The 26708-nt window shown below is 70.3% G+C and carries 18 protein-coding genes and 1 tRNA gene; 9 read left to right on the top strand and 10 right to left on the bottom strand.

Annotated features, from left to right (window positions below):
* Window positions 1-117: 117 nt before the first annotated feature.
* Entirely contained in the window at window positions 118-3360 is a 3243-nt protein-coding gene (locus NJ376_RS00515) for an adenylate/guanylate cyclase domain-containing protein (protein WP_252951252.1), read from the top strand.
* Between the two features lie 42 nt (window positions 3361-3402).
* Here the strand turns inward: NJ376_RS00515 and NJ376_RS00510 are convergent, their stop codons facing one another.
* The 3 genes from NJ376_RS00510 to NJ376_RS00500 form a co-directional block, all read right to left on the bottom strand.
* Window positions 3403-4521, bottom strand: coding sequence for a sensor histidine kinase (locus NJ376_RS00510; RefSeq protein ID WP_256476072.1), 1119 nt, complete (start codon window positions 4519-4521; stop codon window positions 3403-3405).
* Between the two features lie 388 nt (window positions 4522-4909).
* Window positions 4910-7285 carry a response regulator gene (locus tag NJ376_RS00505; RefSeq protein ID WP_252951250.1) on the bottom strand — a complete coding sequence of 792 codons (2376 nt, stop codon included), beginning with the start codon at window positions 7283-7285 and terminating at the stop codon, window positions 4910-4912.
* 244 nt (window positions 7286-7529) lie between these two features.
* On the bottom strand, window positions 7530-9335 hold the full coding sequence (locus NJ376_RS00500) for an ABC transporter ATP-binding protein/permease (RefSeq protein WP_252951249.1): 1806 nt from the start codon (window positions 9333-9335) through the stop codon (window positions 7530-7532).
* A gap of 396 nt (window positions 9336-9731) precedes the next feature.
* Between NJ376_RS00500 and NJ376_RS00495 the strand changes: the two genes are divergently transcribed.
* The 6 genes from NJ376_RS00495 to NJ376_RS00470 all read left to right on the top strand — a co-directional run bounded on the left by NJ376_RS00495 (window position 9732) and on the right by NJ376_RS00470 (window position 15364).
* Window positions 9732-10184, top strand: a complete 453-nt coding sequence (locus NJ376_RS00495; protein ID WP_252951248.1) for a GNAT family N-acetyltransferase — start codon at window positions 9732-9734, stop codon at window positions 10182-10184.
* Between the two features lie 208 nt (window positions 10185-10392).
* Window positions 10393-13128: a DNA gyrase subunit A gene (gyrA, locus tag NJ376_RS00490; protein WP_252951281.1), complete on the top strand. Its 2736-nt coding sequence runs from the start codon at window positions 10393-10395 to the stop codon at window positions 13126-13128.
* Entirely contained in the window at window positions 13121-13633 is a 513-nt protein-coding gene (gene coaD, locus NJ376_RS00485) for a pantetheine-phosphate adenylyltransferase (RefSeq protein ID WP_252951247.1), read from the top strand. The genes gyrA and coaD overlap by 8 nt, the downstream gene beginning before the upstream one ends.
* 132 nt (window positions 13634-13765) lie before the next feature.
* Window positions 13766-14323: a peptidylprolyl isomerase gene (locus NJ376_RS00480; protein ID WP_252951246.1), complete on the top strand. Its 558-nt coding sequence runs from the start codon at window positions 13766-13768 to the stop codon at window positions 14321-14323.
* A 327-nt stretch (window positions 14324-14650) separates the two neighbouring features.
* Entirely contained in the window at window positions 14651-15133 is a 483-nt protein-coding gene (locus NJ376_RS00475; protein WP_252951280.1) for a peptidylprolyl isomerase, read from the top strand.
* Between the two features lie 155 nt (window positions 15134-15288).
* A tRNA-Lys gene (locus NJ376_RS00470) sits at window positions 15289-15364 on the top strand.
* On the opposite strand, the gene NJ376_RS00465 is transcribed toward NJ376_RS00470, so the two are convergent.
* From NJ376_RS00465 to NJ376_RS00435, 7 genes are all read right to left on the bottom strand, one after another.
* On the bottom strand, window positions 15359-15565 hold the full coding sequence (locus NJ376_RS00465; RefSeq protein WP_252951245.1) for a hypothetical protein: 207 nt from the start codon (window positions 15563-15565) through the stop codon (window positions 15359-15361). The two genes, NJ376_RS00470 and NJ376_RS00465, sit on opposite strands and share 6 nt — an antisense overlap.
* Window positions 15566-15719: 154 nt before the next feature.
* Complete coding sequence (locus NJ376_RS00460; RefSeq protein WP_252951244.1) at window positions 15720-16874, bottom strand: calcium-binding protein; 1155 nt, start codon at window positions 16872-16874, stop codon at window positions 15720-15722.
* 1499 nt (window positions 16875-18373) lie between these two features.
* Window positions 18374-19267, bottom strand: a complete 894-nt coding sequence (locus NJ376_RS00455; RefSeq protein WP_252951243.1) for a metallophosphoesterase family protein — start codon at window positions 19265-19267, stop codon at window positions 18374-18376.
* A gap of 4 nt (window positions 19268-19271) precedes the next feature.
* Entirely contained in the window at window positions 19272-20555 is a 1284-nt protein-coding gene (locus tag NJ376_RS00450) for an extracellular solute-binding protein (protein WP_252951242.1), read from the bottom strand.
* Between the two features lie 19 nt (window positions 20556-20574).
* A complete protein-coding gene (locus NJ376_RS00445) occupies window positions 20575-21399 on the bottom strand; it encodes a carbohydrate ABC transporter permease (protein ID WP_252951241.1) in 825 nt (274 codons plus the stop codon).
* Window positions 21392-22291, bottom strand: coding sequence for a carbohydrate ABC transporter permease (locus NJ376_RS00440; RefSeq protein ID WP_252951240.1), 900 nt, complete (start codon window positions 22289-22291; stop codon window positions 21392-21394). The genes NJ376_RS00445 and NJ376_RS00440 overlap by 8 nt, the downstream gene beginning before the upstream one ends.
* The gene (locus tag NJ376_RS00435) at window positions 22284-23441 is read right to left on the bottom strand and encodes an ABC transporter ATP-binding protein (RefSeq protein ID WP_252951239.1); all 1158 of its coding nucleotides are present in this window, start codon (window positions 23439-23441) and stop codon (window positions 22284-22286) included. Before NJ376_RS00435 ends, NJ376_RS00440 begins: the two co-directional genes overlap by 8 nt.
* Window positions 23442-23598: 157 nt before the next feature.
* On the opposite strand from NJ376_RS00435, the gene NJ376_RS00430 reads away from it, so the two are divergent.
* Together NJ376_RS00430 and NJ376_RS00425 are read left to right on the top strand one after the other, a co-directional pair.
* Window positions 23599-24504 (top strand): MurR/RpiR family transcriptional regulator, encoded by a 906-nt coding sequence (locus tag NJ376_RS00430; protein WP_252951238.1) that lies wholly within the window; start codon window positions 23599-23601, stop codon window positions 24502-24504.
* A 552-nt stretch (window positions 24505-25056) separates the two neighbouring features.
* Window positions 25057-26676 carry an alkaline phosphatase gene (locus NJ376_RS00425; RefSeq protein WP_256476071.1) on the top strand — a complete coding sequence of 540 codons (1620 nt, stop codon included), beginning with the start codon at window positions 25057-25059 and terminating at the stop codon, window positions 26674-26676.
* Window positions 26677-26708 lie beyond the last annotated feature (32 nt).

Genomic DNA, 26708 nt, shown 5'->3' with positions numbered 1-26708 from the left:
TTTCGGGGGCTGGACGGAACCGGCCAGGACAGCGGAGAAGAGACGGCAGTTGCGACTCTTGCCACAGACCGCAAGGCCATTCCGTGCTGGGGGTCTCACCATGCCAGGACCTTCCGTATGACCGAGCCGATCGGCGCGACCATCGCCTGCGCGGGCTGCGGCCAGGAAAACCCGGCCAGCGGCCGGTTCTGCGGGCATTGCGGCGCCGCGCTGGCCCGGCGCTGCGAGGGCTGCGGCGCGTCCCAGCCGGCGCAATTCCGCTTCTGCGGCGCCTGCGGCCGGGCCTTCGGCACCCCGTCCGCCCCGCCCGCCGGCCGGCGGGCGGAAGCCGGCACCTTCGCCGCGCCCCAGGCGGAGCGCCGCCCGGTCAGCGTGCTGTTCTGCGACCTGGTCGATTCGGTCGGCCTGTCCACCCGGCTGGACCCCGAGGAACTCGGCGCCGTCATCCTGCTCTACCGCCAGGCGGCGGTGGCGGCGATCGAGGCCCAGGGCGGCCATGTCACCCGGCATGTCGGCGACGGCATCCTCGCCTGCTTCGGCTACCCGAGGGCGCATGAGGACGACCCGGTGCGGGCGGTGCGCGCCGGCCTCGCCGTGCTCGCCGCCATGCGCCAGGTGAACCAGCGGCTGGCGGTGGAGGGGCAGCCGGCGCTGGCGCTGCGCATCGGCATCCACACCGCGCTGGTGATGGTGGGCGATCTCGGCTCCGGCGCCGCACGGGAGAGGATGGCGCTGGTCGGCGAGGGGCCGAACCTCGCCGCAAGGCTGCACCAGGCCGCGGCGCCGAATGCGCTGGTGGTCAGCGCCGATACCTGGGGCGCGGTGCGCGGCTACTTCCAGGGCCGGGCGCTCGGCCCGCAGCTTCTGCGCGGCCTGCCGCGGCCGGTGGAGGCCTTCGAGGTGCTGGGCACCACCGGGGCGACCACGCGGCTGGAAGCCAGCCAGGCGCTGACGCCGATGGTGAACCGGGAGGAGGAGCTGGCCCTGCTGCGGCGCGCCTGGGAGGGCGCGGCGGGCGGGGCAGGGCGGGCAGTCCTGCTGCGCGGTGAGGCCGGGGTCGGCAAGTCCCGCCTGCTGCAGGAACTACGCAGCCGCATCCCGGACGACAATTGCGTCGGGCTGCAATGCCTCCCGGAACACCAGACCGCCGCCCTGCAACCGGCGGTGGAGGCGATGCTGCGCCTGCTGGACCTGCCCCGCGCCACCCCGGTGGAGGCGGTGCGGGAGCGGCTGGAGGCCCGCTTCGCGGCCCTGGCGCCCGAGGCGCGGGCGGCGATGACCGAGGGGCTGGTCGAGCTGCTCTTTCCCGGTCAGGGCAGCGGCATGGAGGGCACGCCGCAGCTCCGCCGCCAGCGCAGCTTCGGCGCGGTGCTGGACTACCTGGCGATGCGCGCCGCCGAGCGGCCGCTGATGCTGGTCATCGAGGATGTCCACTGGGCGGATGATTCGACCCGCAGCCTGCTGGAGCTGCTGCTCGACCGCCTGCCCGGCATGGCCATGCTGGCGCTGCTCACCACCCGGCCGGAGCTGGAGGAGGGCTGGATGGCCCATCCTGCCGTGACGCAGCTCGAGCTGCGGCGGCTGGCGCCGGAGCATACCGGGCGGATGATCGACTCCCTCACCCGCACCCGGCCGCTGCCGGAGGCGATCCGCCGGCAGATCCAGGAGCGCACGGAGGGCGTGCCACTCTTCGTCGAGGAGCTGCTGCGGGCGGTGCTCGATTCCGGCGCGCTCGGGGAGGGTGGGGCGCGGCCGCAGCCGCTGGCCATCCCGACGACGCTGCAGGGCTCCATCCTGGCGCGGCTCGACCGCCTCGGCCCGGCGCGGCCGGTTGCCCAGCTCTGCTCCGCCCTCGGCCGCAGCTTCAGCCGCCGGCTCGCGGCGGCGACCGGGGAGGTGGAGCTGGCGCAGCTCGACGCCGCGCTCGACCGGCTGGTGGCGGAGCGCTTCCTCTCCCGCCTCGGCAGCGGCGAGACGGCGACCTACGCCTTCCACCATGCGCTGATCCAGGATGCGATCTACCAGTCCATGCTGCTGGCGCGGCGGCGGCGGATCCATCGCCGCATCGCGGAGGTGCTGCGGGACGGCAGCGGCGGCGATGTCGCGGCGCAGCCCGAGGTGCTGGCCAACCACCTGACCCTCGCCGGCATGACGATGGAAGCGGTGGCCGCCTGGGAAGCCGCCGGCATCGCCGCCGCCGCCCGCTCCGCCAGCGTGGAGGCGGCGGCGCATTTCGGCCAGGCGCTGGAGCTGGCGGAGACGGTGCCGGCCGGCCGCTTCGCGGATGCGGCGCAGCGCGCCGAGACCATGCTGCGGCTGCGCATGGCGCTCGGCACCCAGTACCTCGTCACCCGCGGCAATGGCGCGCCGGAGGTGGAGGCCGCCTTCGACGCGGCGCTGGCCGAGAGCCAGGGCATCACCGAGACGCCGATGGCCTTCCGCGCGCTCTACGGGCTGCAGACCTTCTACATCGTGCGCGGGAGGCTGGAGGTGGCGCGCCGGGTGGGCGGCAGGCTGCTCCGCCTGGCGGAGCGGCTCGGCGATCCGGGGATGCAGGTGCAGGCGCGGCGCCTTGGCGGGCTGCTCGCCCTCTATTGCGGCGAATTCGCCCGGGCGGAGGCGATGCTCCGCCAGGCCTGGGCGCTCTACGAGCGGGAGCGCGACGCACCGCAGCGCTTCGAATACGGCTCCGACCCTGGGGTGCTGACGCTCTGCGCGCTCGGCTGGGCGCTGTGGTTCCGCGGCAAGGCGGAGGCGGCGCTGGAGGCCGATGCCGCGGCGCTTGCGCTTGCCGCCGAGCTGGCGCATCCGCACAGCCAGGCCTTCGCCCTGTGCTTCTCGGCCTCGCTGCAGCAATGGCGGGGGGAGCCCACGGCGACGCTGGACCGGGCGGAGGAGGCGGTCCGCCTGGCGCGCGAGAGCGGCTTTCCCTACTGGGATGCCTGGGGCGAGATGCTGGCGGGCACGGCGGAGGCGATGCTGGGCGATGCCGCCGCCATCCGCCGCCTGGAGGCAGGGCTGGCCGCCTATGCCGGGACCGGCGGCGGGCTGATGCAGCCCTATGCCGAGATGCTGCTGGCCGATGCGCATCTGCGCACCGGCGACGCTGCGGCGGCGGAGCGCCATGCCGCGGCCGGGCTCGCGGGCGCGGAGGGCAACGGGCTGCGCTTCCTCGATGCCGTGCTGCTGCGCTTGCGCGGCGCGGCGCTGGCCGGGCGGGATGCCGCCGCGGCCGCCGCGGCGCTGCGCCAGGCAGTGGCCGTCGCCGAGGCGCAGGGCGCCGCGGGGGAAGCGGCCAAAGCGTGCCAGGCGCTGGCGGAGCTGGCGGAGGGCGACCGGCAGACGAGCGTCCTGCCCTGACGGCGCGTCCGCTGCGGGAGATGCGTGCCCGGCCTGCTGCGGTCACCGCGCCATGCGGGAGACCGGCGCCGGCGGTGCCGCGGGAAACCGCAGCTCTGCCGCGGTGCCGTGGCCACCTTCGCCGGGATGACGCGAGAACATGCCGCGGAGCTGCGCGGCCAGGGCGCGCATGAGGCGGGTGCCGAGTCCCGATCCGGGCGGCGTCGCGGTGGGCGGCGCCCGCAGCAACTCCCCCTCAGGCGGCAGGCCGATGCCGTCATCCGTCACCGTCACGACGAAATCGCCCTGCGCCTGGACCAGGCGCACCCGCACGATCCCGGCCCGTTCCTCGGGAAAGGCGTATTTCAGCGCGTTCGTCACCGCCTCGTTCAGCATCAGGCCGAGATAGACCGCCCGCTCCGTGTCGAGCCGGTGGCTCTCCGCCTCGACGACCAGGGCCACCGGCCGCAGCCCATCCCCCACCTGGGCGGCGAGGATGTCCCGGCACAGGCCCTCGATGAAGGTGCGGGTGTCCACCTCGGCGCCCTCGGCGTCGGCGATGTCGCCGCTGCCGGCGAGCTGGGTATGGACGCGGGCGAGCGCCATCGCGTGCTCGGCGGCCTCGAGCAATCCCTCGCGCGCGGCGGCGGACCGCGCAGCCCGGGCGCGCAGCCGCAGGAGCCCGACCAGGGAGTTCAGGTCGTTCCGGGCCCGGTGGCGGAACTCGCGCAGCAGCAGCCCGCGCCGCTCCTCGGACCGCCTGAGGTCGGCGTTGGAGGCCGCGACATCGGCGAGGGCCTTCTGCAGGTCGGCCAGCGCGCGGTGCAGGAGCTCGAAGGCGACCGAGATGGCGGCGCCGACGAGGACGAACAGGCAGAGTCCGATGACGTCCCCGGTGCGCTCCACGCGGAGGCTGCCGGTGGGGGGCAGGTAGAACCAGTCCCCGAGCAGGCCTGCCAGAACGGTGGCGATCAGGCCGCAGCGATGGTCGAACAGCGCGGCGGCGATCAGGATCGCAATGAAGGACAGGAGGTAGGGATAGCCAGCCGGCAGGATATGGCTGGCCGCCAGGCGGGACAGGAATACTGCGAGCACGATGGCGATCGTCGCGCAGATGCGCACCACTTCCGGCCAGCGTCGCGTCCGGGAAATAATGGCCCTGGGAAGGTCATACGGCAGCATGTCCGGCAGCGAACGCTCCGGACCCCGTTGGGTGGCCGGACACACCCAGTTTTCTTCCGCCTGCCATCCGGCGGCAGGACCACCTTGCCGCGCCGAGAGCAGGACGGTGCCGCGGCCGCGTCGGCAGGCGGGCCGCACTCGTCATCGGCGCATGCGCCGCTGGCCGCCAGGGCGTCGCGTTGCCGCCGGCCGTGCTGGCCGGCGTGGCGGTGCTGCCGCGGCCGCATCGCGACGGCGGCAGGGGGGGTATGGGGCAGCGGCCGCGCCGCAGCGCCGGCGCCCCGCCTCCCGGGCATGATGCGGCCGCGTGGCCGGTTGCGGTCGGCTGCCGAAGCCGGGAGTCCTGCCATCGAACGCCCGGCGCCGGAGCGGGCGCGATGGGCGCGGCTCAACCCGTCCCGCTCCGGCCGGCCGGCTTCACCGCCTGTAGCTGCGCAGCCGCCCGCTCTGCGAGTTGCTGCGCGTCGATGGGCTTGCGCAGCAGGGTGAAGCGGCCGCTCAGCGCGCCGCCGACGGCCAGCTCCGCCATGTCCGTGGCGAAGCCCGTCAGCAGGATGGCCGGCAGCCCCGGGCGGCGGCGCTGCGCCTGCTGGATGAGCGCGATGCCGTCCAGCCCGGGCATGGACAGGTCCGCGATCATCAGGTCCAGCTCCGTGCCGGCGTCGAGCAGCTCGAGCGCCTCCTTGCCGCTGCCTGCCGCGAGGATGGTGAAGCCGCTGGCCTCCAGCCCCTCCGCCGTCAGGGCGCGCACCAGCGCCTCGTCATCCACCAGCAGGATGCGGCGGCGGGATCCGGCCCCCGGCACCGGGCCGACCGCCGGCGGGGCCTCCCGGCTCGGCGGGGCAGCGGCGGCCGGCAGCCAGAGGCGGATCGTTGTCCCGCTGCCCGGGGCGCTGTCGATCTGCAATGCGCCGCCGCTCTGCTCGGCGAAGCCGCGCGCCATGGCGAGGCCGAGCCCGGTGCCCTGGCCATGCGGCTTGGTGGTGAAGAAGGGCTCGGTGGCGCGCGCCAGGGTCGCCATGTCCATGCCTGCCCCGGTATCGGCGATGGCAAGCCGCACATAGGAGCCGGGCTGGACCCTGATGGGCCCGGGGCTGCCCGCCGGGGTCTCCACCGCCTCGTGGATGGCCGAAAGCGTCAGCACGCCGGCGCCCGCCATGGCGTCCCGGGCATTGGTGGCCAGGTTGACGAGGACGGTCTCGAGCTGCCCCTTGTCCACGAAGAGCGGCGGCACGCCGGGGGCGATCTGCACCCGCACATCGATGCCGGCGCCGAGCGTGTGCTGCAGGATCTCCCGCATGGCGAGCAGCAGCTCCGGGACGTCGATCGCCTCGGCGCGCAGATCCGCCCGCCGGGCGAAGGCGAGGAGGCGGCGGGTGATGGCCGCGCCGCGCGCGGCGGCATCGACGATCATCGCCGCCAGCCGGCGGACCCGGCCGGCATCCGCCGCATGGCCCTCGATCAGCCTGGCGCCGCCCTGGACCGCCTGCAGGACGTTGTTGAAGTCGTGCGCGATGCCGCCGGCGAGCTGGCCGAGCGCTTCCATGCGCTGCGCCTGGGCGAGCCGCGACTGCGCCTCCTCCCGCGCCTGCACCGCCTCCTCCACCCGCGCCTGCAGCTCCTCGTTCAGCCGCTGCAGGCTGGCCTTCGCCTGGTCGCGCGCCAGGATGGAGGCCTGCAGCCGGGTTCCCGCCTCGGCCAGGGAGGCGGAGACCTCGTCGAGCTCGCGGATCGAGGTCGCAAGGCGCGGCATGGCCGGCGCCGCCCCCACCACCCGCGCGATGCGGCTGAGCCCTTGGATGGAGTGGGCGAGCCAGCGGCCGTAGAGCAGCGCGGCGGTGACCGAGGCGCCGACCGCCAGCAGCCCCAGCGCGCCGAGGAGGGCGGCGGAGCGGCGGAGCGGCGCGCCCAGCGCGCTTTCCGGCACGCCGATGGCGACGCGCCAGCCCCAATTCGGCAGGCGGACATAGGCGCCCCAGACCGGCACCCCGGCGATGTTCACGCTGCGCAGGCTGCCCTCGAGCCGGTCGGCGTTCGCGCGCAGCGCTGCATTGGCGAGGTGGCCGACGAAGCGCTCATGGTCCGGCACGCGGGCCACCACCCGGTCCTGCCGGTCGAGCACTGATACGGCCCAGCCCGAGGGCGTCTGGTGGCGCGACAGCAGCGCGGCCAGATGCTCCGCCCGGATGGCGATGGACAGGGCGTATTCCACCTCCCCCTCCCGCAGCACCGGCGCGTCGAGCAGCACATAGGGCTGCGGGTCGGAGGCGCTGACGAACAGGTCCGAGACGCAGAGGGCCCCGGTCTGGAAGACGCACCGGTCCGCCGCCAGCACGCCCGGGTTGCTGGTGAGCGGCAGCGGCGCACCGGCGGGGAAACGGGTGCTGGCAAGCTGCTGCCCGGCGCGGTTCCGCAGCACGATGGCGCTGCCCGCGGGCACGACCTGCACCGCCTGCCGGTGGAACTGCGCGAAATCGCTGGCCTGGAGGGCCGGGGAGGTGGCCAGGGCGCGCAGGATCCCGCCGAATCCGGCCAGCTCGCGGTCCAGCTCCAGCGCCAGGTTGCGCGCCACCAGCCTGGTCTGCCGCTGGTATTCGCTGCGCGCCTGCTGCACCGAATTCCAGGCCACGAAGCCCAGCAGGCACCAGAGCGGCAGGACGACGGAGAGGGCAAAGACGGCGAGGTGGGTCCAGATGGGAAGGGTGAAGCGCGCGGCGCGCCCGGGCTTCGAGGGTGCCGCAGCTCCCATGTCGGATCTGTCCATCTGCGACGCCTCCGCCCGACGCCCGCCGGCGCCGGGACACCCCCATTGGAAACGAAATCGGCCGGACCCGCCACTTCGAGGCACGCCACGGGCCGGCCTGCCCCCGTTTCGTGCCGAATGATGACCGGAAGGCAAATCCTAGCATGGCCGGCGCGCCCGGCGGCCAGCGGCGGGCCGCGGGACCGGACAGGGGAAGCCGGGGCGGGGCCGGAAGGAAGGCAGCCGGCGCCGCCCGCGTCCGGCCTCACCCCGCGGGCTGGAAGCGCTTCTGCAGCCAGGCGGCGATGCGGCCCTGGCGGGGCACGACCACCGGCCGGGACGGGCCGGCATCCGCCGGGTCCAGGTGCAGCTCCCGCGCGAAGCCGGGCAGGGGCTTGGGCAGCGGGCCGGAGACCAGCAGCACCGCCTCCGGCAGCGCCTGCCGCAGCTTGCCGAACAGCTCCTCCTGCACCTCGGGCGCCAGGGCGCGCAGCGGGTGCTCCAGCACCACCACCTCCGGCCGCCGCACCAGCAGGGCGGCCAGCATCAGGCGCTGCCGGTCGCCCTCCGGCAGGGTGCTGTCCCAGGCCTCGGCCTCCGTCAGCTTGTCCTTCAGCGCCTCCAGCCCCATCGCCTCCAGCGCCGCCGCCATCAGCTCCGGGTCGCCGGCGCCGGGGCCGCAGAGCAATTCCTGCAGCGGCACCTCCGGCAGCCAGGGATTGGCGATGCGGATCACCGGCACCACGCCCGGCCCGAGCCGGATATTGCCTTCCCCCCAGCGCCAATGGCCGGCGATCGCCTTGCACAGCAGCGCCGTCGCATGCGGGTCGCCCAGCAGGTGCACGCCCTCGCCGGCGGCGAAGCGCTCGTTGAGGACGGGGGTCGCCGCCCGGCCATCGGGGGTCCGCACCACCAGCGACTCGAGCACGATGCCGCCCTCCTCCACCGGCTCGCCGTAGAGGTTGGGCCTGGCGCTCTCGCCCAGCGTTGCGATGGCGGCCCGCAGCGCCAGCACGCGCTCGGCCGAGGCGCGCCATTCCGCCATGCGCTGGGCATTGTCCACCGGCCAGGAGAGCGAGGCCGTCACCTGCTGGAAGGCCTGGGACATCTGCACCAGCCCGCCGAGCGTCACCGCGCCTGCCAGGTAGCGCGGCGTGGCGACCAGCAGCGGCAGCACGGGGGCGATCTGGCCGTAGCCGACGGAGAACAGGATCAGGCTCCGCAGCGTCCGGGTCTGCTCCTGCCAGACCTCGCCGATCAGGGCGATGAGCCCGTTCAGCCGGCCGCGCTCCCGCGGCTCGGCATGCGCCATGGCCAGGGCCTCCGAGCACTCCCGCGCCCGGCTCAGGGCGAAGCGGAAGCTCGCCTCATGGCCCTGGCGGAGATCTGTGGCGCGCACCAGCGGCCGGCCGAGCAGCAGGGCGACGGTGTTCCCGCCGGCGGAATAGAGCAGCGCGAGCACCACCATATGGCCCGGCACCGGGATCACCGTCTCCGTGCCGGGGAGCGGGATCTCCACTATGCCGGACAGCACCCAGAGGACGGAGAGGAAGCTGAACAGCGCCAGCAGGGCGGTGAGGAAGGTGCTGGCCAGCTCGATGGCGCTCTCGGTGGTGATGCGGATGTCCTCGGCGATCCGGCCATCCGGGTTGGAGGCGTGTTCCGTGTCGAGCTGGGAGAGCGCGTAGTGCCGGCCCTGGGAGAGCCAATTGGCGGTGAGATGCCGGGTCAGCCAGCAGCGCCACTGCCATTGCAGATCGCGCTTGAGCTGGAGCTGCACGGCGTTCGCCACCATCATGCCGGCCACCAGCAGGAGGAAGAGGCCGGCCTGCCACAGCAGATGCTCGGTCGCCCGGCGGTCCAGCGCGTCGAAGAGGTCGGCGTTCCAGACGTTCAGCCGGACCAGCAGCGCCACCTGGGCAATGATTGCGAGGATCAGCCCGAAGCTGAGAAGCCGCGGCCGCATGCCGCTGCGCCCGAAGAAGTAGCGCAGGGCGAAGCGGTGGAAGGCGCGGCGGAAGCTGTCCTCCTGGAGCGGTGGCGGAAGGTCTTCCTCGTGCGGATCGGACATGTGGGCGGCGGAAGGTCCCGGGCGGTGGCGGATGCGGCGCGGAGCACGGCTCCCCGGCCCGAGCCAAGCTGCAACGTATTGCCCGCGGCGCGGATCGTTGCGTCCATCAGCCAGTGCATCACATCACGCTGTTGGGCGACGCAAGGTCGTGTCAGGGCAATGGGTTAGGAACAAGGATCGCCCGCCGGCGGTCATCGCGTTGCCCGCCGGAGAGCGGGCCCCGGCGGAGCCCGGCCCGCCTGCCGGCGCTCGTTCCGGCTTGAGCCGGGCCTTCGCCGCTACCTGGGCAGGGATCCGGACATCGCGGGCGATGCGCGTCGCCAGCCAGGCCGCACCCTGCTGCGCCGCCTCTCCCGGCAGGGGCGAAGGGCATGGTAGCCTTGCCGCGGAGGCTCCATGCCGCACCCCCGCCGCGCCCGCGAGGCCGATCTCGAAGCCCTTCTGGCCCTGTTCGCCGTGGCGGAGGTCAGCGCCTTCGCCATCCCGCCGGAACGTGCCGCCGCCCTCTGGGCGGAGATCCTGGCCGCGCCCCACATGGCCGTCTTCGTCACCGAGGCCGGCGGCGGGATCGGCGCCACCTGCACCCTCATCACCGCCCCCAACCTGCTGCGGGCCGGGCAGGGCCATGGCTTCCTGGAGAATGTGGTGACCCACCCCGCCCATCGCGGCCGGGGCCATGGCCGGGCGGTGGTCCGGGCGGCCCTGGCGGAGGCCTGGGCACGGGGCTGCTTCCAGGTGCTGCTGCAATCCGGCCGGAAGGATCCGGCGGTGCATCGCTTCTATGAGGGGTGCGGCTTCGTGCCCGGCCTTCGCACCGCCTATGCGGCGCGCCGGCCCGCCCCGGCCTGACCGTGCCGGGGTTTGGAGAATCCGCCGCGAGCACCTATATTGCAGGCAGAAATTCCAGCGGTCGGGGCGCGCTTCCAGCAGGTGCGCCGGGCGCCAGAACCCGCCCGACCCGTAGCCGAATGAGAGCATCCACCGCGTGAGCGAGACAGAGAACGGCGGCAGTGACGCCCGCCCGGAGGGCAGCCTTCCGGTCGCGCTAGAGGAGGAGATGCGCCGCTCCTACCTCGACTACGCGATGAGCGTCATCGTCGCCCGCGCCCTCCCCGATGCAAGGGACGGGCTGAAGCCGGTGCATCGCCGCATCCTCTACGCCATGCAGGAGAGCGGCTACACGGCGGACAAGCCGCACCGCAAATCCTCCCGCGTCGTCGGCGACGTCATGGGTAAGTATCACCCGCATGGCGACAGCGCGATCTACGACGCCATGGTGCGCATGGCGCAGCCCTTCTCCATGCGGGTGCCGCTGATCGACGGCCAGGGCAATTTCGGCTCCATGGACGGCGACCCGCCGGCGGCCATGCGCTACACCGAGGTCCGCCTCGCCCGCGCCGCCTCCGCCCTGCTGGAGGGGATCGACGAGGACACGGTCGATTTCCAGCCGAATTACGACGAGTCGGAGAGCGAGCCGCGGGTGCTGCCGGCGGCCTTCCCGAACCTGCTCGTCAATGGCGCGCAGGGCATCGCCGTCGGCATGGCGACGAACATCCCGACGCACAATCCGGGCGAGGTGATCGACGCCACCCTGGCGCTGATCGAGGATCCGGCGACGCCGCTCTCCCGGATCATGGAGATCATGCCCGCGCCGGACTTCCCGACCGGCGGGCTGATCCTCGGGCGCGCCGGCATCCGCGCCGCCTTCGAGACCGGGCGCGGCTCCATCCCGCTGCGCGCCCGCTGCGAGATCGAGGAGATGCGCGGTGGCCGCCAGGCCATCGTCGCCACCGAGATCCCCTACCAGGTCAACAAGGCGACCCTCATCGAGAAGATCGCCGAGCTGGTCCGCGCCAAGGCGATCGAGGGCATCTCCGACCTGCGCGACGAGAGCGACCGGGACGGGTTGCGCATCGTCATCGAGCTGAAGCGCGACGCGACGGCGGAGGTGGTGCTGAACCAGCTCTACCGCATGACCCAGCTGCAGACCTCCTTCCCCGTCAATTTCCTGGCGCTGGACAACGGCAAGCCGCGCCAGATGGGGCTGATCGAGGCGCTGCAGGCCTTCATCGCCTTCCGCGAGGAGGTCATCCTCCGCCGCTCCCGCTACCGCCTGGCGAAGGCGCGGGAGCGCGGGCACCTGCTGATCGGCCTGGCCATCGCCGTCGCCAATATCGACGAGGTGATCCGGCTGATCCGTGCCAGCCGCGACACCGCCGAGGCCCGCGCCGCGCTGATGGCGCGCGACTGGCCGGCCGGCGATGTCGGCGTGCTGCTGGCGCTGATCGACGATAGCGGCAATGTCGTCACGCCCGAGGGCACCGTGCGCCTCACCGAGGCGCAGGCCCGTGGCATCCTGGCCCTGACCCTGAGCCGGCTGACCGGCCTCGAGCGAGAGAAGATCGCCGCCGAGCTGGAGGAGGTGGGCGCCCGCATCCGGGAGTTGCTGCACATCCTCGGCAGCCATCCCCGCCGCATGGAGGTGATGCGCGAGGAGCTGCTCGCCGTCCGCGCCCAGATCGCCACGCCGCGTCTGACCCAGGTGCTGGACGGCGTCGCCGACCTGGACGATGAGAGCCTGATCGAGCCGGGCAACATGATCGTCACCCTGACCCGGGACGGCTATGTGAAGCGCACCGCGCTCGAGACCTTCCGGGCGCAGAATCGCGGCGGCCGCGGGCGCAGCGCGGCGGCGACCCGGCAGGACGATGTGGTGATGCGCAGCTTCATCGCGCACACCCACCAATGGGTCCTGTTCTTCACCAGTCGCGGCATCGCCTTCCGCGAGAAGGTCTGGCAGTTGCCGGAAGGCGGCGCGCAGGGGAAGGGGCGCTCGCTCCGCCAGGTGCTGGCGCTGCAGGAGGGAGAGCAGATCACCGCCGTGCTGCCGCTGCCGCAGGACGAAAGCCTGTGGGACGGGCTGCACCTGGTCTTCGCCACCGCCACGGGCCATGTCCGGCGCAACCGGCTTTCCGATTTCCGCAATGTCCGCGCCGCGGGCCTGATCGCGATGAAGCTGGAGGAGGGGGATTCCCTCATCGGCGTCGCCACCTGCCGGGAAGGCGACGACGTGCTGCTGGCCACGCGCAATGGCCGCGCCATCCGCTTCCAGGCGGCCGAGGATGTGCTGCGCGTCTTCGCGGGGCGCGACAGCTCCGGCGTGCGCGGCATCCGCCTTGGGAAGGATGATGCCGTCATCGCCCTCTCCGTGCTGCGGCATGTGGAGGCGACGCCGGCCGAGCGCGAGGCGGCGATTCGCGCCGCCGCCCAGCGCCGCCGCGCCAACGGCAATGGGGTGGAGGAGGCCGAGGCCGGCCCCGCCCCCGCCGAGGAGGGGGAGGAGGGAGCGGTCCCCGAGATCACCCTCTCGCCCGAGCGGGCGCGGGAGCTGGAGGAGGCGGAGGAGATCATCCTCACCATCACCGATGGCGGCTTCGGCAAGCGCAGCCTGGCCTTCGATTACCGGATCACCGGCCGCGGCGGGCAGGGGCTGGAGAACATGCTGTTCAGCCGCCGGACGGGGAAGGAGGTGGTGGCCACCTTCCCGGTGCGGCCGGGCGACGATGTCATGCTGGTGACCGATACCGGGCGGCTGATCCGGCTGCCTGCCGATCAGGTGCGCTTGACGCGCCGCCGCAGCCTGGGCGTCATGCTCCTCCGATTGAACGAGGGGGAACGCGTGATCAGTTGCTTCCCGGTCGTGGACGACCAGGGCGAGGCCGGGCCCGATGCCGGCGCGGCGCAAACCGGGGCGCTTTCGGTGACGGAGCCGGAGACCCCGTCCGATGGCTGAGCGGGTCGGCCTCTACCCCGGTACCTTCGACCCGGTGACCAACGGGCACCTGGACGTCATCGGCCGGGCGGCTCGGATCGTGGACAAGCTGGTGGTCGGCGTCGCGATCAATATCGGCAAGGGCCCGCTCTTTCCGCTGGAGGAACGCTGCGAGCTGGTGCGGGCCGAGACCGACGCAATCGCCGCCCGCACCGGCACCAAGATCGAGGTGGTGCCCTTCGAAGGGCTGCTGATCGGCTTCGCCCAGCAATGCGGCGCCAGCATGATCGTGCGCGGGCTGCGCGCCGTTTCGGATTTCGACTACGAATTCCAGATGGCCGGGATGAACCGCAGGCTCGATCCGGCGATCGAGACGGTGTTCCTGATGGCCAGCGAGACCAACCAGTTCATCTCCTCCCGCTTCGTGAAGGAGATTGCCCGGCTGGGCGGGGACATCGCCAGCTTCGTCCCGAAGCTGACGCTGAAGCGGACGCTGGAGCGCGTGCGCGCCCCGGTCTCCGAATAGGCCCGCCGGGCATGGTCGCCTGCGGTGTGGTCACTGAAGGCGCGCCTCATGCCATCGGATGAAGGGCCGGGGTGGGCCGGGCGGGCGCGGCCCCGGCCGGACCCGCTCCGGGCACGAGCAAAGGAGCTGCATATGCGACGTCGCGAACTCGCCGCCCTGGCCGCTGCTGCCGCCCTGCCGGCTTTGCCCGGCCGGGCGCAGCAGACCCAGGCTCCGGCGGGCGAGGAGAGGCTGGTCTTCGAGCTGAAGGACGGCCCGGTGACCATCCAATTCCTGCCCGATGTGGCGCCGCGCCATGTGGAGCGGATCAAGCTGCTGGTCGGCCGCGGCTTCTATGACGGTACGCCCTTCCACCGGGTGATCGAGGGCTTCATGGCCCAGGGCGGCGACCCGACCGGCACCGGCACGGGCGGCGCCCGGGACCTGCCCGACCTGCCGGCCGAGTTCACCAACAAGTACCGCTTCACCCGCGGCATCTGCGGCATGGCCCGTTCCAGCGAACCGAACAGCGCGAACAGCCAGTTCTTCATCATGTTCGGGCCGTCGCCCAGCCTCGATGGGAAATACACCATCTGGGGCCGGGGGGTGGCCGGGATGGAGGCGGTGGACAAGATCAAGCGCGGCGACCCGCCCAATGGCATTGTCCGTGGCCCGGACCGGCTGCTGCGGGCGCGGCTGGTGGCCGCCTGATAGCTGGCCTTGAAAGCCTCGGCCTTCCAGGCCGGGCATTGCGCAGGCTGGTGTGGCGGCTGCGCGTTGGACGCGAAGGCATGCCAGCCGCGCACCCTGAACCCACAGGTTGGCGTTCCACCCAGCCGGCATGAGACAAGTCACGAAAGGATGCGAAGCATGAGCGACGAAGCCGGCACCCCCGAGAAGGTTCCAGGCGAGCCCCCGATCGGCACCGAGCCCGCCGCCGAGACGACGAACGAGGCCGCGGCCGAAGCCGCGCCGGCCGAGGCAGCGGCGCCGGAGCCGGCGGCCCCCGCCGAGCCCGACCCCAAGCTTGAGAACACGCTGATCCTCGAGCTGAAGGACGGCGCGGTGACCATCGAGTTGCTGCCGGAGCTGGCGCCGCGGCATGTGGAGCGGATCAAGACGCTGGCCCGCGCCGGCTTTTACGACAACACCCCCTTCCACCGGGTGATCGAGGGCTTCATGGCCCAGGGCGGCGACCCGACCGGCACCGGCACGGGCGGCGCGCGGGATGCGGGCTACGAGAACCTGCCGGCGGAATTCTCGCCGCCGGCCAAGGCACGCTTCGTCCGCGGCACCTGCGGCATGGCCCGCACCGCGGACCCGAACAGCGCCAGCAGCCAGTTCTTCATCATGTTCGCCCCGGCGCCGAGCCTGGACGGCCAGTACACCATCTGGGGCCGGGTGGTGGACGGCATGGAGGCGGTGGACAAGATCAAGCGCGGCACCGGCGGCAACGGCATCGTCCAGGGGCCGGACCGCCTGGTGAAGGCGCGCATCGCGGCGGACGCCCCCGCCGCCTGAGGGCCGCCCGACTTGACAGGGCGGGCGCCCCTGCGTAGGGGCGCCCCGCGGAGCGGATGCAGGCACTGCCTTTGCGCATCCCGCTCCGGCGCCTTGTCCACCGCGTGGTCCGCGCTTCGGCCGATCCGGCCGCAGTCGGTCGCGCCCCAGCGCGTGAGCCGGTAGCTCAGCTGGTAGAGCACGGGACTTTTAATCTCGTGGCCGTGGGTTCGAATCCCACCCGGCTCACCACCCATCCTGCGAAAGCGGCTTCTGACCGCGCTTTTTGCGCTGGGTAGACAGTTTGACGGGACCAGGGTTGACAGACCCCGCCCCGATTTTGTTCATGCCTGCCACCGCCATTTTCGCCTGCTCGGCAGCGCGGGTGTAGAGTTCGACCTCCGATAGCTTCTTGTGGCCGGTCACCGCGGCGATTTCGTGGGCTGTATTCATAAGCCGCCTACCGCCCTTGGCCCGCGCAGCAGGAACGCCGGCGGAGTGTGGGCTGACATTCTGCGGGCCGGCGGTGGTATTCCTTACCCAGCATACCGCCGCGATGACCCACAGAACAGTGCACCTCGTTGGCTGGTGAGGACTGGTGATTGCGTTACAGAACCCATCCGCCGGCTAGCGCGGTGACGTCGCCGTCGAACAGGATGGCCATGTTCGCCACCGTGTCGCCAGTGGCGTCGAACAATGCGGTCGTGGTGTTTGTACTCGCGTCGTAGGTGAGCGTGAACTCGCCTGCGGAGTGGGTGAAAGCGGCCACCTGCTGGAAGGCCTGGTCACCATCGCTATTGCTGTTGGCATCAATGGCCGAGATGTCGATCTTGTCGCCCGCCGCCAAGTCCAGGACCCGGTCGGGTACCGTCACCATGCTGTCCGCAAGCGCGGTGAAGTGGAAGATATCGTCGCTGTCGCCGCCCACTAGCGTGTCAGTGCCACCGCCGCCTGTTAGCGTATCCTCGCCATCGCCGCCCAATAGGCTATCAGATCTACCACCGCCGATCAGCAAGTCGGTGCCGTCGCTGCCGATCAGCGTGTCAGCACCATCGCCGCCATTCAGCGTGTCGTTGCCGTCGCCGCCCAGCAGAACATCGTCGCCCCCGAGCCCACTGAGCTGGTCGTTGCCATCGTGACCATCGATGGTATCGTTGAAAAGCCTGGTCGACGCGCGGTATCCCACCCTGCCGAAGCCAAAGAGGACGTCACCAAGTTCGGTTCCGTCTATCTCGAACGGCATCTGCAGGGGATTTATGGTTGTCCCGTCCGCAAAATATGCCGATTTAAGAAAGAACGCCTGCCCGACAATGGTGCTGGAGAGGTCACCCTCGATATTAGAGACGATCTGCTGATAGGTCTCTGCTTCTCCGCCGTCCAAGTCAAATACAACCGTTTCCGAGAAGCCGTTGTCGGTAAACTCGACTATATTTCCCTGCCCTTCAATGAGCTGGGTCAAGCCCGATGTCACCTCACCATGCCAACCAGCCCCCCGCCCGGTCGAGAAATCGTCCACTTCGAACGTCTCTGAGCCGATGTGAATAAGAAGATTGGCGCCGAATTCGTTTCCATCGCCGGATAGGATGACATCTTGCCGGGGTAGATTGAAGTGGAGTTCCTCAGGGTATGACACCGCAGTAATTGACGTCCTGCGGGTGTCTCCGTCGATCATGTATGAAGAAAATTGGGTGATCAACCATGGTGAGGCGACTTCATAGCCGTACTCCGCTGGGAGAAACCAATTTTTGGTAAGATCAAACATATCCTCCGGATCCTCTTTTTTGTTGCTTCAGGAAGTTACGGGCTCATTCCCGCCGCTGCCAACGTCAGAAGTATTAAATATCACATCCTTAATTATTACAGTTTGTTCCCCAAACCGTCGAGTGGTGAAGAACCTCTCTGAGCTGCTACTAACAGTCAGCTCACAAGGCCGGGATGCAACCTTAAATTGCGATAATGTGGCCGAATCGAAACGCGATCTTTGGTGACAGGAAGCTTCCAGCCTCCACCGCCTACCTCGGTTGCTCGCATGTGTTGAGGCTGTCGGCCTTACGTCGGGCGTAAGTTCGGCTGTAAAGTCATGGGCGGTGGACAGTTGAGATCACCACCGGGCGTAAGCGGCGTCGGCGTTGGAGTGTAGCGGACGAGCCCGCATCCCGGCCGGCTCACCATACCCAATCCCCTGAAACAGAAAGGCATTTTCAAGGTGCGGCGCATCCCGCTTGTGCGGCGATGCCTCAACGAACTGGACATTATCCGGATGCGCGAGTCGAGGCGGCAGTGGCTCGGCAACCTCCCTCCCCGCGCCTCCGGCCTGGCAGCACCGGCACTTCCGGTCGCGATCCCCCAACCCATCCGCTAGCCGGCCATCGTGGGCCGCCGGGGTAAAATCGTGCGCTTCGTCCCCGCGCCACCTCGCTGCCTGATTCTCCTCTCCGTCGGGGCTGCCGCCTGCGATTCGTCGGCTTGGCTTGATCCGGCTGCGGGCTTTCACACTGCCCTGACTCGCTCCGGCAAGCGTCGCGGGTGGAGCGGGTGGAGCGGGTACGATCGCCTTCCGGCCTGGGCTGGCCCGCCTGCGCCTCACGGGCGGACTTCCGCGGATGGGGGTCGGCAGCGCTGCCTTACCTTGCTCCCGTCGGCACCGAAGCCGCCAAGCGGCGCAGGATGAGGCCGGTCATCTCATCCGGCTCTTGGAAGGCTGGCCCATTCCAGGCCGGTCTGCGCGCCGCCCTGGCTTGCGTCGCAGAGCGTCAGCCAGAGGATGTGCCTGGCGCCATGGGTGCCACTTGGACGCTGATCCATCCGGCACCCGGCATACCTCATGGGGCCAGAGGGCTTAGAGAGTACCGGCTCGCGCGGTGGTCCTGCCTGCTCGACCAAGGCGCAAGCTGTTGGTGGCCGCCATCGGGTTTCCGTCCCGAATACAGAAGCCGCTCACCCAGCACGGGAAGCATGCTGCAAGAACAGCGCAGACACCGGAGTCGCTTCGCGGTTACGCCTCTCGAAAACGCTCGAACGGATCAGGCACGATCGGATCCCTTAGGGGCAAGGTCTTAGAGACTGTAAACTGGCTTGGACGGACTTCGCCGCCTGTAGCCTGCGGTTCGCCTTGTTCTCCACCCCCCCCTGCGCCCTATGCCGGCGGTCAGGTGGCAAGCGGCACCCAGCTTGGTCTGCTGGGCAACCGCAGCATCGTGCACGCGCCCTTCAGCGTTACCAGCTATGTCCGCCGTCAAGGCTTGCGGCACGCCGGACGTGTCAAGGGATTGCTGACCACCCTTCGGGCATCATGCCAAGATAAGGGGCGCCACCCGCCAGCGTGCCGTAATGGCCGATGCCCTTGCGAAGCCAGTTGCCGATATCGATGTTGAGCATGCGGCTTGGCTCGCGCAGGGTCATGAGCGGCTCTTCCGCCAGTTCGATCATCATATAGCCCACGCGCCGCCGGCCATGCCGATCCGGCAGCCATTCGCCCGCGATGTCCTGTACGAAGGCGACGCCCGGCGCCCAGACATGCCGGATACCGGCGATCAGCCGGTCGCGCGATTCATGCAGATGGCCGGAGAGGCAGAGGCGCACGGCGCCGTCGCGCATCAGCCGCAGCACCATCTCCCGCACCGAAGGATACCAGTAGGACTGGCTCATCTCGGTCTCCAACACGTCGAAGGCGCAGAACGGCTTGTGGTAGAGCAGCGCAATCTGGCGTCCCGCCGCCTCCGTCACCGCCTGCTCCAGGAAGGCTGCCTGCTCCGCCTCCGCCGCGAAGCCGGAGCCGCAGATCAGGCAATCGAGCCCAATGATGCGCCAGTCGCCGATGTCGTGCGCCCAGTAATCCTGGCCGAAATGCCGCAGCCAGGCGGCGCGGTGCGGTTCCGTCACCGTGGCCTCCCCGCGCTGGTCGGGGATGGAGTTGCCGACATCGTGGTTGCCGGGCACGGCGCGCCAGGGCGCCGGTAACCGGTCAAGCTGCGCGCGCGCAAAGACGAGATCGTCCTCGCGATGCGGCGCATCGAGCGCGATATCCCCCGCGAGCAGCACCAGATCCGGCGCCTCCTGCGCCAGCTCCTGCAGCAGGATCTCCCAATTCGCGTGGAAATAGGGCTTGGCGCGGCTGAGATGGATGTCGGAGACGAGGGCGATGCGCGGTGCCATGGCCTCAGCTCCTCCGCCGCGGCAGCAGCGCCTGCACCTCGGAGGCCATGCGGTCCAGCGCGGCCTCGGGCGCGGCGCGCTGCGCCACCACGGATTGGAGCTGGTCCTGGATCACGTCCGTGATCTTCAGGGCGTTCTGGCCAGGGAAGGCGTACCAGCCGGTGATCACATCCTGCTGCCGGATCGCGACCAGGTGGTTCGGGTTCTCCCGGTAGAAGCGGCCCAGCAGCTCCTCCCGTTCGGCCGGCACGGTCGAGGCCGGCATATAGCCGGTGTGGTTCACCATCATGGTGCCGCCGATCGGCCCGGTGGCGAATTTGATGAACTTCCACGCCGCCTGCTGCTTCGCCGCGTCCCGGGCGAACATCATCGCCACCATGCCGCCGGCCGGCAGGCGGGGGTTGGGGCCGGGGATCGGGAAGCGACCTGTCTTCAGCGGGAAGCGGCCGCCGATCTGGCGATTGAAGGCGCCGAGCTGCGCGGTGGAGCACATGATGATGCCGAGGCGGCCGGCGGAGAATTCCGCGAACATGGTCGCCTCCCGCGCATCGGGCATGCGGCCCTGGGTCACCATGGCGGCGAGGTCGGCCGCCGCGGCACGCCCGGCCGCCCCGTTGAAGGCAACCTGCGTCTCCTCCGCATTCAGCATGCCGCCGCCGCGGCTGAAGATCTGCGCCTGCCAGGCCCAGTTGCCGGTGATCTGCCAGTCGAAGAACAGGCCGGCGATGCCTTCGCTGCTGCCATGGATGGCGCGGCCGAGGGCGATGACCTCCTCCCAGGTGGTGGGAAGCTTCTCGGGGTCGCCGCCGGCGCGGCGCAGCAGGTCCAGATTGTAGTAGAGGATCGGCGTGGAGAGGGCGAAGCCGATGCCGGTCTGCTTCCCGCTGACCTGGCCGAGGCTCAGCAGGCTTTCCGAATAGCCGAGCCCCGCCACCTCCGCATCGGCCTGCATGAAGGGCTGCAGATCGACCGGAATGTCACGCTCCACCAGGGTACGCTGGCGGTTCAGCCCGTGATAGGCGACATCCGGGAGGTTGCGGGTGATGCCGTCGCGCAGGCTGCGCTGCAGCATGGCCTCGTAATCCACCTCCGGCGCGCGGTAGGTGATGCGGATGCCGGGATTCTCCCGCATGAAGGCGGCGGCGACATCCTCCATCAGCTCGCGCACCGTGCCGGCATTGCCGTATTGCACGCTGAGCTCCACCTCGCGCGACTGCGCACGGGCGTAGAGCGGCAAGGCGAGGGAGGCGGTGGCGGCGCCGAGCAGGCCGCGACGGGTCAGGATCATGAAGGGCTCCTGTGGCGGGTCATTTGATGCCGGTCATCGTCACGCCGCGGACGAAGGCCCGCTGGGCAAGGAGGAAGGCGAGGACAAGAGGGGCGGTGGCCACGGTGGCGGCCGCCATCAGCGGGCCCCAACTCGTGCCGGCCTCGGTGTCGCTGAAGAAGGCGATGCCGAGCGGCGGGGTCATGAGCTGCTCGCTCTGCACAGCGATGTAGGGCCAGAAGAACTCGTTCCAATTCCAGATGAAGGAGAGGCAGCCGAAGGCGGCCAGCGCCGGTGCCGCGGTCGGCAGCATGATCCGCCAGACGATGGCGAATTCGCCGAGCCCGTCCATGCGCGCCGCCGCGATGAGGTCGTCCGGGACGGTGCGGAAGAACTGCCGCATCAGGAAGATGCCGAAGACGCTGATGGTCGAGGGCAGGATGATCGCGGCATAGGTGTTCAGCAGGTCGAGCTGCCAGAGCGCTATGTAGAGCGGGATGGCCGGGACCTGCGGCGGCACCAGCAGGGCCGCCAGCACCAGCAGGAAGGCGGTATCGCGCCCCTGCCAGCGGAGCTTCGCCAGCGCATAGGCCATGGGCAGCGCCGTCAGCGCCTGGGCGGTGAAGATGCAGAAGGTGACGATGAAGCCGTTCAGCAGGAAGCGTGCCAGCGGCACCTTGGTGAAGGCGGCGGTGTAGTCTTCCACCGCCGCCCATTGCACCGGCAGCAGCCGGAACTCCGGCGCGAAGATCTCCGCGGGCGGCTTCAGCGAGAGCGAGAGCATCAGCACGAAGGGCGCCAGCATCACCGCCGCGCCGAGCAGCAGCAGCACGTGGCGCAGCAGCAGGCCGGAGCGGTCAGCCATAATGCGCCCTCCGGTCCAGAAGCACGGTCTGCGCCACCGTGACCGCCAGGGTGAAGACCAGGAAGATGACCGTGATGGCGGCGCCATAGGCGGTGCGCAGGAAGCGGAAGCCCTCCTGCACCATGGTGTGCAGCAGCACCTCGGTCGCCTTGTTCGGCCCGCCTTCGGTCAGCACGGCGACGGTGTCGAAGACCTGGAAGCTGCGGATGGCGATGATGGCGACCACGAAGACCAGCGCCGGCCCGAGCATCGGCCAGGTGACCCGGCGGAAGCGTTCCCAGGCGCCATCGGCGCCATCCATCGCCAGGGCTTCGTAGAGGTCGCGCGGGATGCCCTGCAGCCCGGCGACGAAGAGCACCATCGCCAGGCCGAGATTCTGCCAGATGCCGATGACGGCGAGCGCCAGCAGCGCGGTGTCCGGGTTCTGCAGCCAATCGGTGGTCGGCAGGCCGAGCGCCCGGAACCCCTGGGTGACGAAGCCGACCGTCGGGTGGAACATGAACTCCCAGACCAGCGCCATGGCGAGCAGGGTGGAGGCGACCGGCAGGAAATAGGCGGCGCGATAGAAGGCACGGCCGCGGCCCACGCTCTCGACCAGCAGCGCCGCGCCGAGGCCGAGCCCGACCGTCGCGGGCACCGAGACCCCGACATAGATCAGCGTGTTGCGCAGCGACTGCCAGAACACCGGATCGTCGGCGAGCTGCAGGTAGTTCCCGAGGCCCGCCCAGCCGATCTCCGGTTCGCCAAGGCTCCAATCCGTGAAGGAGAGAAGCAGCACGGCGAGGGCCGGGCCGAGCAGCATGGCCCACATCAGCAGCAGCGCCGGCAGGGCAAGCAGCCAGGCGGCGATGGCTTCCGCGCGGGCGCCGGGATGGCGAGCGTGCTCAGCCATAGGCAGGCTCGGAGGAGGGAATAGTGGCGTCGTGCAGGCGCGTCATCGGCAGCCGGTCGCCCCCGGCATCGAACAGCACTGCCCGGCTCGGCATGAGCAGCAGCGAGGTGCCAGGCGGATGCGCCACGATCTGCGCGGCTTCCAGACGTGCGACCAGCATCTCGCCCGATCCGGACAGGGCGCCATGCATCAGCGCCTCGGCGCCGAGCCGCTCCACTCGTTCGACCCGGACCGGAAGGCCCTGCGCCGCCGGGACCAGCGCCTCCGCCCTGACGCCCAGGGTGACTTGCGTACCCGGAACCAGGCCGCTTCGCCATGGCAGGGCGAAACCGGCGGCTTCGACGCGACCCTCCGCGCCGATTCGCGCCGGGATGGCATTCATGGGCGGGCTGCCGACGAAGCGCGCCACCTCGAGGCTGGCCGGCTCGTCATACAGCTCCTGGGGCGGCGCAAGCTGCAGCACCCGGCCGCCCTGCATCACCGCCACGCGATCCGCCATGGCCATCGCCTCGGCCTGGTCATGGGTGACGTAGAGGATGGTCGCGCCGAGGCGCTGGCGCAGCGCCATGATCTCGGCCCGCGCCTCGGTGCGCAGCCTTGTGTCGAGATTCGACAGCGGCTCGTCCATCAGGAAGGCGGCGGGATGCCGCACCATGGCGCGGGCCAGCGCCACGCGCTGGCGTTGCCCGCCGGAAAGCTGCGCCGGCCGCCGCTCCAGCAGATGGGTGAGTTGCAGCGGCTCCGCCGCGGCCGCGACATCCTCGGCGATCGCCCGGCGGCGGAGCGCCGTGCCGGGCAGCAGCCGGCCGAGCAGCGGCAGCCGCTGCAGGGCGGACAGCCGCCGCATCTCCAGCGGCAGGGCAATGTTCTGCCGCACCGTCATGTAGGGGTAGAGCGCGTAGCTCTGGAACACCATGGCGAGGTTGCGCGCCTTGGGCGGCAGCTGATCCACCCGCGCATCGCCCAGCCGGACCTCGCCGCGATCGGCGCCTTCCAGCCCCGCCAGGATCCGCAGCAGGGTGGATTTCCCGCAGCCCGAGGGGCCAAGGATCGCCAGGAATTCGCCATCGGCGATGCGCAGCGACACGTCGCGCAGCACCTCCGTCGTTCCAAAGCGCTTGCCGATCCCGATCAGGTCGACGCTCGCCATCCCGGCCCCCTGCTTGCCGCCCGTTCCAGCCGCGGGGGATTTGCCGCAACGCAGCAACCTGTGGGGTGACGGTCTTATGAAATCGTCTCAGTGAGGCGGGAGATAGACCTGAAGAAAATTCATCCGCCCCGCTGCGGTGGCTATAGACTGCTCTGGCATGTCCCGATCTGCCCCTACACGCCTGCCGCGTGATCCGATCCCATCCGGGGGCAACACCCCGCCACTGGCCGCCATCGAACGGTTGCGCGCGCTGCGCTCCGGATTGCCGCCCACCGCGGCCCGCATCGCGGATCTCATCCTGAGCCGGCAAGCCGAGGTCGTGCATATGTCGGTCACCGAGGTGGCCGAGCATGCCGGCGCCAGCGAGGGCAGCGTCATCGCGCTCTGCCGCCAGGTTGGCGCGCGGGGCTTCCAGCACCTGAAGATCGAACTCGCCCGCGCGCTGACCCAGCCGGTGCAGGCGATCCATGAGGACCTGGAGCCCGGCGATGCGCCGGCAACCGTCATGCGCAAGGTCTTCGCCGCAGGCATCCAGGCCTTGCAGGACACTCTTGCGGTGCTCGATCCGGCGGCGCTGGCGCGGGCCGCGTCGCTGCTCTGCGCGGCCAAGCGCATCGAAGTCTATGGCATCGGCAGTGCGGCGCCGGTCGCCGAGGACGCGCATATGCGGATGCTGCGCATTGGGCTGGATGTGCGGCTCGCCGTGGACAGCCATGTGCAGGCCGTCAGCGCGGCCCTGGCAGGCCCCAAGGTGGCGACGCTGACCATCTCGCATTCCGGCAGTTCGGTCGAAACCATAACCGCGACCCGGCTGGCGCGGGAGGCCGGGGCGCGCACCGTGATCATCACCAACCTTGGCCGCAACCCCTTGCAGGCGCATGCCGATGTGGTGCTGAGCACCGCGGCGCGCGAGACGCGCTTCCGGACGGAGGCGATGACCAGCCGCATTGCTCAGCTTGCCGTGGTGGACGCGCTGATCAGCAGCATGGCGCTGGCCCGAGGCGGTGATGCCATCCTCGCGTTGCGGCGCAGCTCGGAGGTGCTGTCGTTGAAGCGCTACTGAGGAATCCCTGGTTTTTTGGAACGATGGACGGAGCGCTGGCCCCCTCAGACCAGAATAGGGTTCGGTGGAGGTCCGTTCCCGCCCATCTCTGACATTCCGACGTCAATCGGAGTTGGCGGTGCTCGCTGGCTATCCCTTGTGCGCATCCTCAGCAGCATCGTGCTTTCCGCCAGCCGATTGGCCGAGGCGACCAAGGCGGCGCGGCAACCAATCGGCGGCTGGCTCGACTTGCCATTCAGGTCATGGCCTATGGGCGACCGGGACTGGCCGATCATGGCGACGTCACGCCAACCGCGCAGGCAGGACCGCGAACAACAGGGTGCCTGACCGACCGGGCGCTCGACATCCAATGCTGCCGGAAAGCCGGTCGAAGTCGTCTGCGTGGCCGGTCGAGCAAGGTGGCGCCGGCAGCCTCGAGATTGCCTTTGTCGGCCTGGAATGTGTCGGCCTGGAATGCTCCAACTCCGCATCTTAACCTGAATCGCATTGAGTATAAAGTATACAAATGGCACGTCCTTGCTGCGGATTGTTCCGCCACGAGGAGAAATCGCTATGGCAGATCAGCCTGATATTCAGCCAGTGGCCAAGAATATTATTTTCATGCTGCCGGACGGTGCTTCGGCAGCCTATGCAAGTAATTATCGCTTCTTCAAGGAGGGCGGGGAAGCCCCGGTCTGGGAGGCGCTTCAGAAAGGGCTGGTGCAGACCGACTCCTTCAACAATCCGATCACCGATTCCGCCGCCGGCGCGACCGCCTACGCGACCGGCGTGAAGACCCGCAACGGCACGGTGGGCGAGGATTTCTTCGGCCATGAGCTGACCTCCATCGCCGACCTCGCCAGCGCGGCCGGGAAGGCGACGGGCCTCGTCTCCACCTCGGCCATCACCGACGCCTCCCCGGCCTCCTTCGGCGCCAGCATCGCCGACCGCGACGACTGGGGCGCCGTCGCCCGCCAGTATATCCTGGACAACGCGCTCGACGTGATCCTCGGCGCCGGCCGGCCGGCCTTCCTCGGCGAGGGCGAGGGCGGCAGCCAGCCGGAGGGCGGGATCGACCTCCTCGCCACCGCCCAGGCGCAGGGGATGAACTATGTGGCGAGCGCCGAGGCGCTGGAGGGCTTCTCCGGCGACCGCGTGCTCGGCCTGTTCAGCGACGAGGAATATCTGGATCCGATCGGCCCGCGCCCGGCCGGCGAGCCGAGCCTGCTGCAGATGACCGATGTCGCGCTCGACACCCTGGCGAAGGACCAGGACGGCTTCTTCCTCTTCGTCGAGGAGGAGAACACCGACACCTACGGCCATGCCAACGACGCGGCGACGGCGATGCACGCCATGGCTGCCTTCGAGGCAAGCGTCGCCCGGGTGCTGGAATTCCAGAAGGCCAATCCGGACACGCTGGTCGTCATCCTTGCCGACCACGACACCGGCGGCATGACCAGCCAGCCCGGCACTGCCCCCGGTTCTACCCCCGCCATCTTCCGCGACTTCGACGCCACGGCCGAGGAGATCGCGGCGGATTACGACGCCGCGGACCCTGCCTCGATCCGCAGCGCGGTCGAGGCGCATACCGGCCTGACCCTGACCGATGCGGAGATCGCCGCGGTGCAGGCGGAGGAGGACAGCCTCGGCCTGGCCCAGGTGCTGAGCGCCCGTGGCGGCGTCCACTTCACCACCACCGGCCACACCGCCGCCGATGTGCCCATCTACGCCATCGGCCCGGGCGCCGAGCAGTTCCTCGGCATCCAGGAGAATGCCGAGGTCGGCGCCAAGGTGGCGAACGCCTTCGGCCTGGAGCTGCCGGTGTCGCAGCAGGATGGCGGCGCCCTCCGCTTTCAGGTGATCGAGCTGTACGACGCCGCCTTCGACGCGATCCCGCATCAGGAAGCCCTCGACTACTGGGTCCAGGTCGCGGCCGAAGGCGGCAACGTCGCTGCCGCATTCGCCAGCCGCCTGGAGGAACGGGACGGCCTCGGCGACCAGGACTATGTCGTCGGGCTGCTGCGCAATGCGCTGGACGCCGAGCCGGAGGCGGAGGAGGTGGCCTATTGGACCGGCTTCCTCGCCGGCAGCGGCAGCCGGACCGAGGTGCTGGAGGCGATCGCCCATTCCCCCGAGCACCAGGCGGCTCTGCTGCAGCTTCCGGTGCCGGAGGATGGCGGCCTGTTCGGCTGAACCCCTGGGCCGAAGCGGGAGGAGGGTGGCGA

The organism is Siccirubricoccus soli, from assembly GCF_024178315.1.
GTDB lineage: Bacteria > Pseudomonadota > Alphaproteobacteria > Acetobacterales > Acetobacteraceae > Siccirubricoccus > Siccirubricoccus soli.
The sequence above is the reverse complement of the archived record's forward strand: the minus strand, read 5'-3'. Positions and strand labels throughout refer to the sequence as shown.

Excerpts from the sequence above, each read along its gene's own strand:
- NJ376_RS00515 (WP_252951252.1), top strand. The coding sequence starts at position 118 with ATGACCGAGCCGATCGGCGCGACCATCGCCTGCGCGGGCTGCGGCCAG.
- NJ376_RS00510 (WP_256476072.1), bottom strand. The coding sequence starts at position 4,521 with ATGCTGCCGTATGACCTTCCCAGGGCCATTATTTCCCGGACGCGACGC.
- NJ376_RS00505 (WP_252951250.1), bottom strand. The coding sequence starts at position 7,285 with ATGGACAGATCCGACATGGGAGCTGCGGCACCCTCGAAGCCCGGGCGC.
- NJ376_RS00500 (WP_252951249.1), bottom strand. The coding sequence starts at position 9,335 with ATGTCCGATCCGCACGAGGAAGACCTTCCGCCACCGCTCCAGGAGGAC.
- NJ376_RS00495 (WP_252951248.1), top strand. The coding sequence starts at position 9,732 with ATGCCGCACCCCCGCCGCGCCCGCGAGGCCGATCTCGAAGCCCTTCTG.
- gyrA (WP_252951281.1), top strand. The coding sequence starts at position 10,393 with ATGCGCCGCTCCTACCTCGACTACGCGATGAGCGTCATCGTCGCCCGC.
- coaD (WP_252951247.1), top strand. The coding sequence starts at position 13,121 with ATGGCTGAGCGGGTCGGCCTCTACCCCGGTACCTTCGACCCGGTGACC.
- NJ376_RS00480 (WP_252951246.1), top strand. The coding sequence starts at position 13,766 with ATGCGACGTCGCGAACTCGCCGCCCTGGCCGCTGCTGCCGCCCTGCCG.
- NJ376_RS00465 (WP_252951245.1), bottom strand. The coding sequence starts at position 15,565 with ATGAATACAGCCCACGAAATCGCCGCGGTGACCGGCCACAAGAAGCTA.
- NJ376_RS00460 (WP_252951244.1), bottom strand. The coding sequence starts at position 16,874 with ATGTTTGATCTTACCAAAAATTGGTTTCTCCCAGCGGAGTACGGCTAT.
- NJ376_RS00455 (WP_252951243.1), bottom strand. The coding sequence starts at position 19,267 with ATGGCACCGCGCATCGCCCTCGTCTCCGACATCCATCTCAGCCGCGCC.
- NJ376_RS00450 (WP_252951242.1), bottom strand. The coding sequence starts at position 20,555 with ATGATCCTGACCCGTCGCGGCCTGCTCGGCGCCGCCACCGCCTCCCTC.
- NJ376_RS00445 (WP_252951241.1), bottom strand. The coding sequence starts at position 21,399 with ATGGCTGACCGCTCCGGCCTGCTGCTGCGCCACGTGCTGCTGCTGCTC.
- NJ376_RS00440 (WP_252951240.1), bottom strand. The coding sequence starts at position 22,291 with ATGGCTGAGCACGCTCGCCATCCCGGCGCCCGCGCGGAAGCCATCGCC.
- NJ376_RS00435 (WP_252951239.1), bottom strand. The coding sequence starts at position 23,441 with ATGGCGAGCGTCGACCTGATCGGGATCGGCAAGCGCTTTGGAACGACG.
- NJ376_RS00430 (WP_252951238.1), top strand. The coding sequence starts at position 23,599 with ATGTCCCGATCTGCCCCTACACGCCTGCCGCGTGATCCGATCCCATCC.
- NJ376_RS00425 (WP_256476071.1), top strand. The coding sequence starts at position 25,057 with ATGGCAGATCAGCCTGATATTCAGCCAGTGGCCAAGAATATTATTTTC.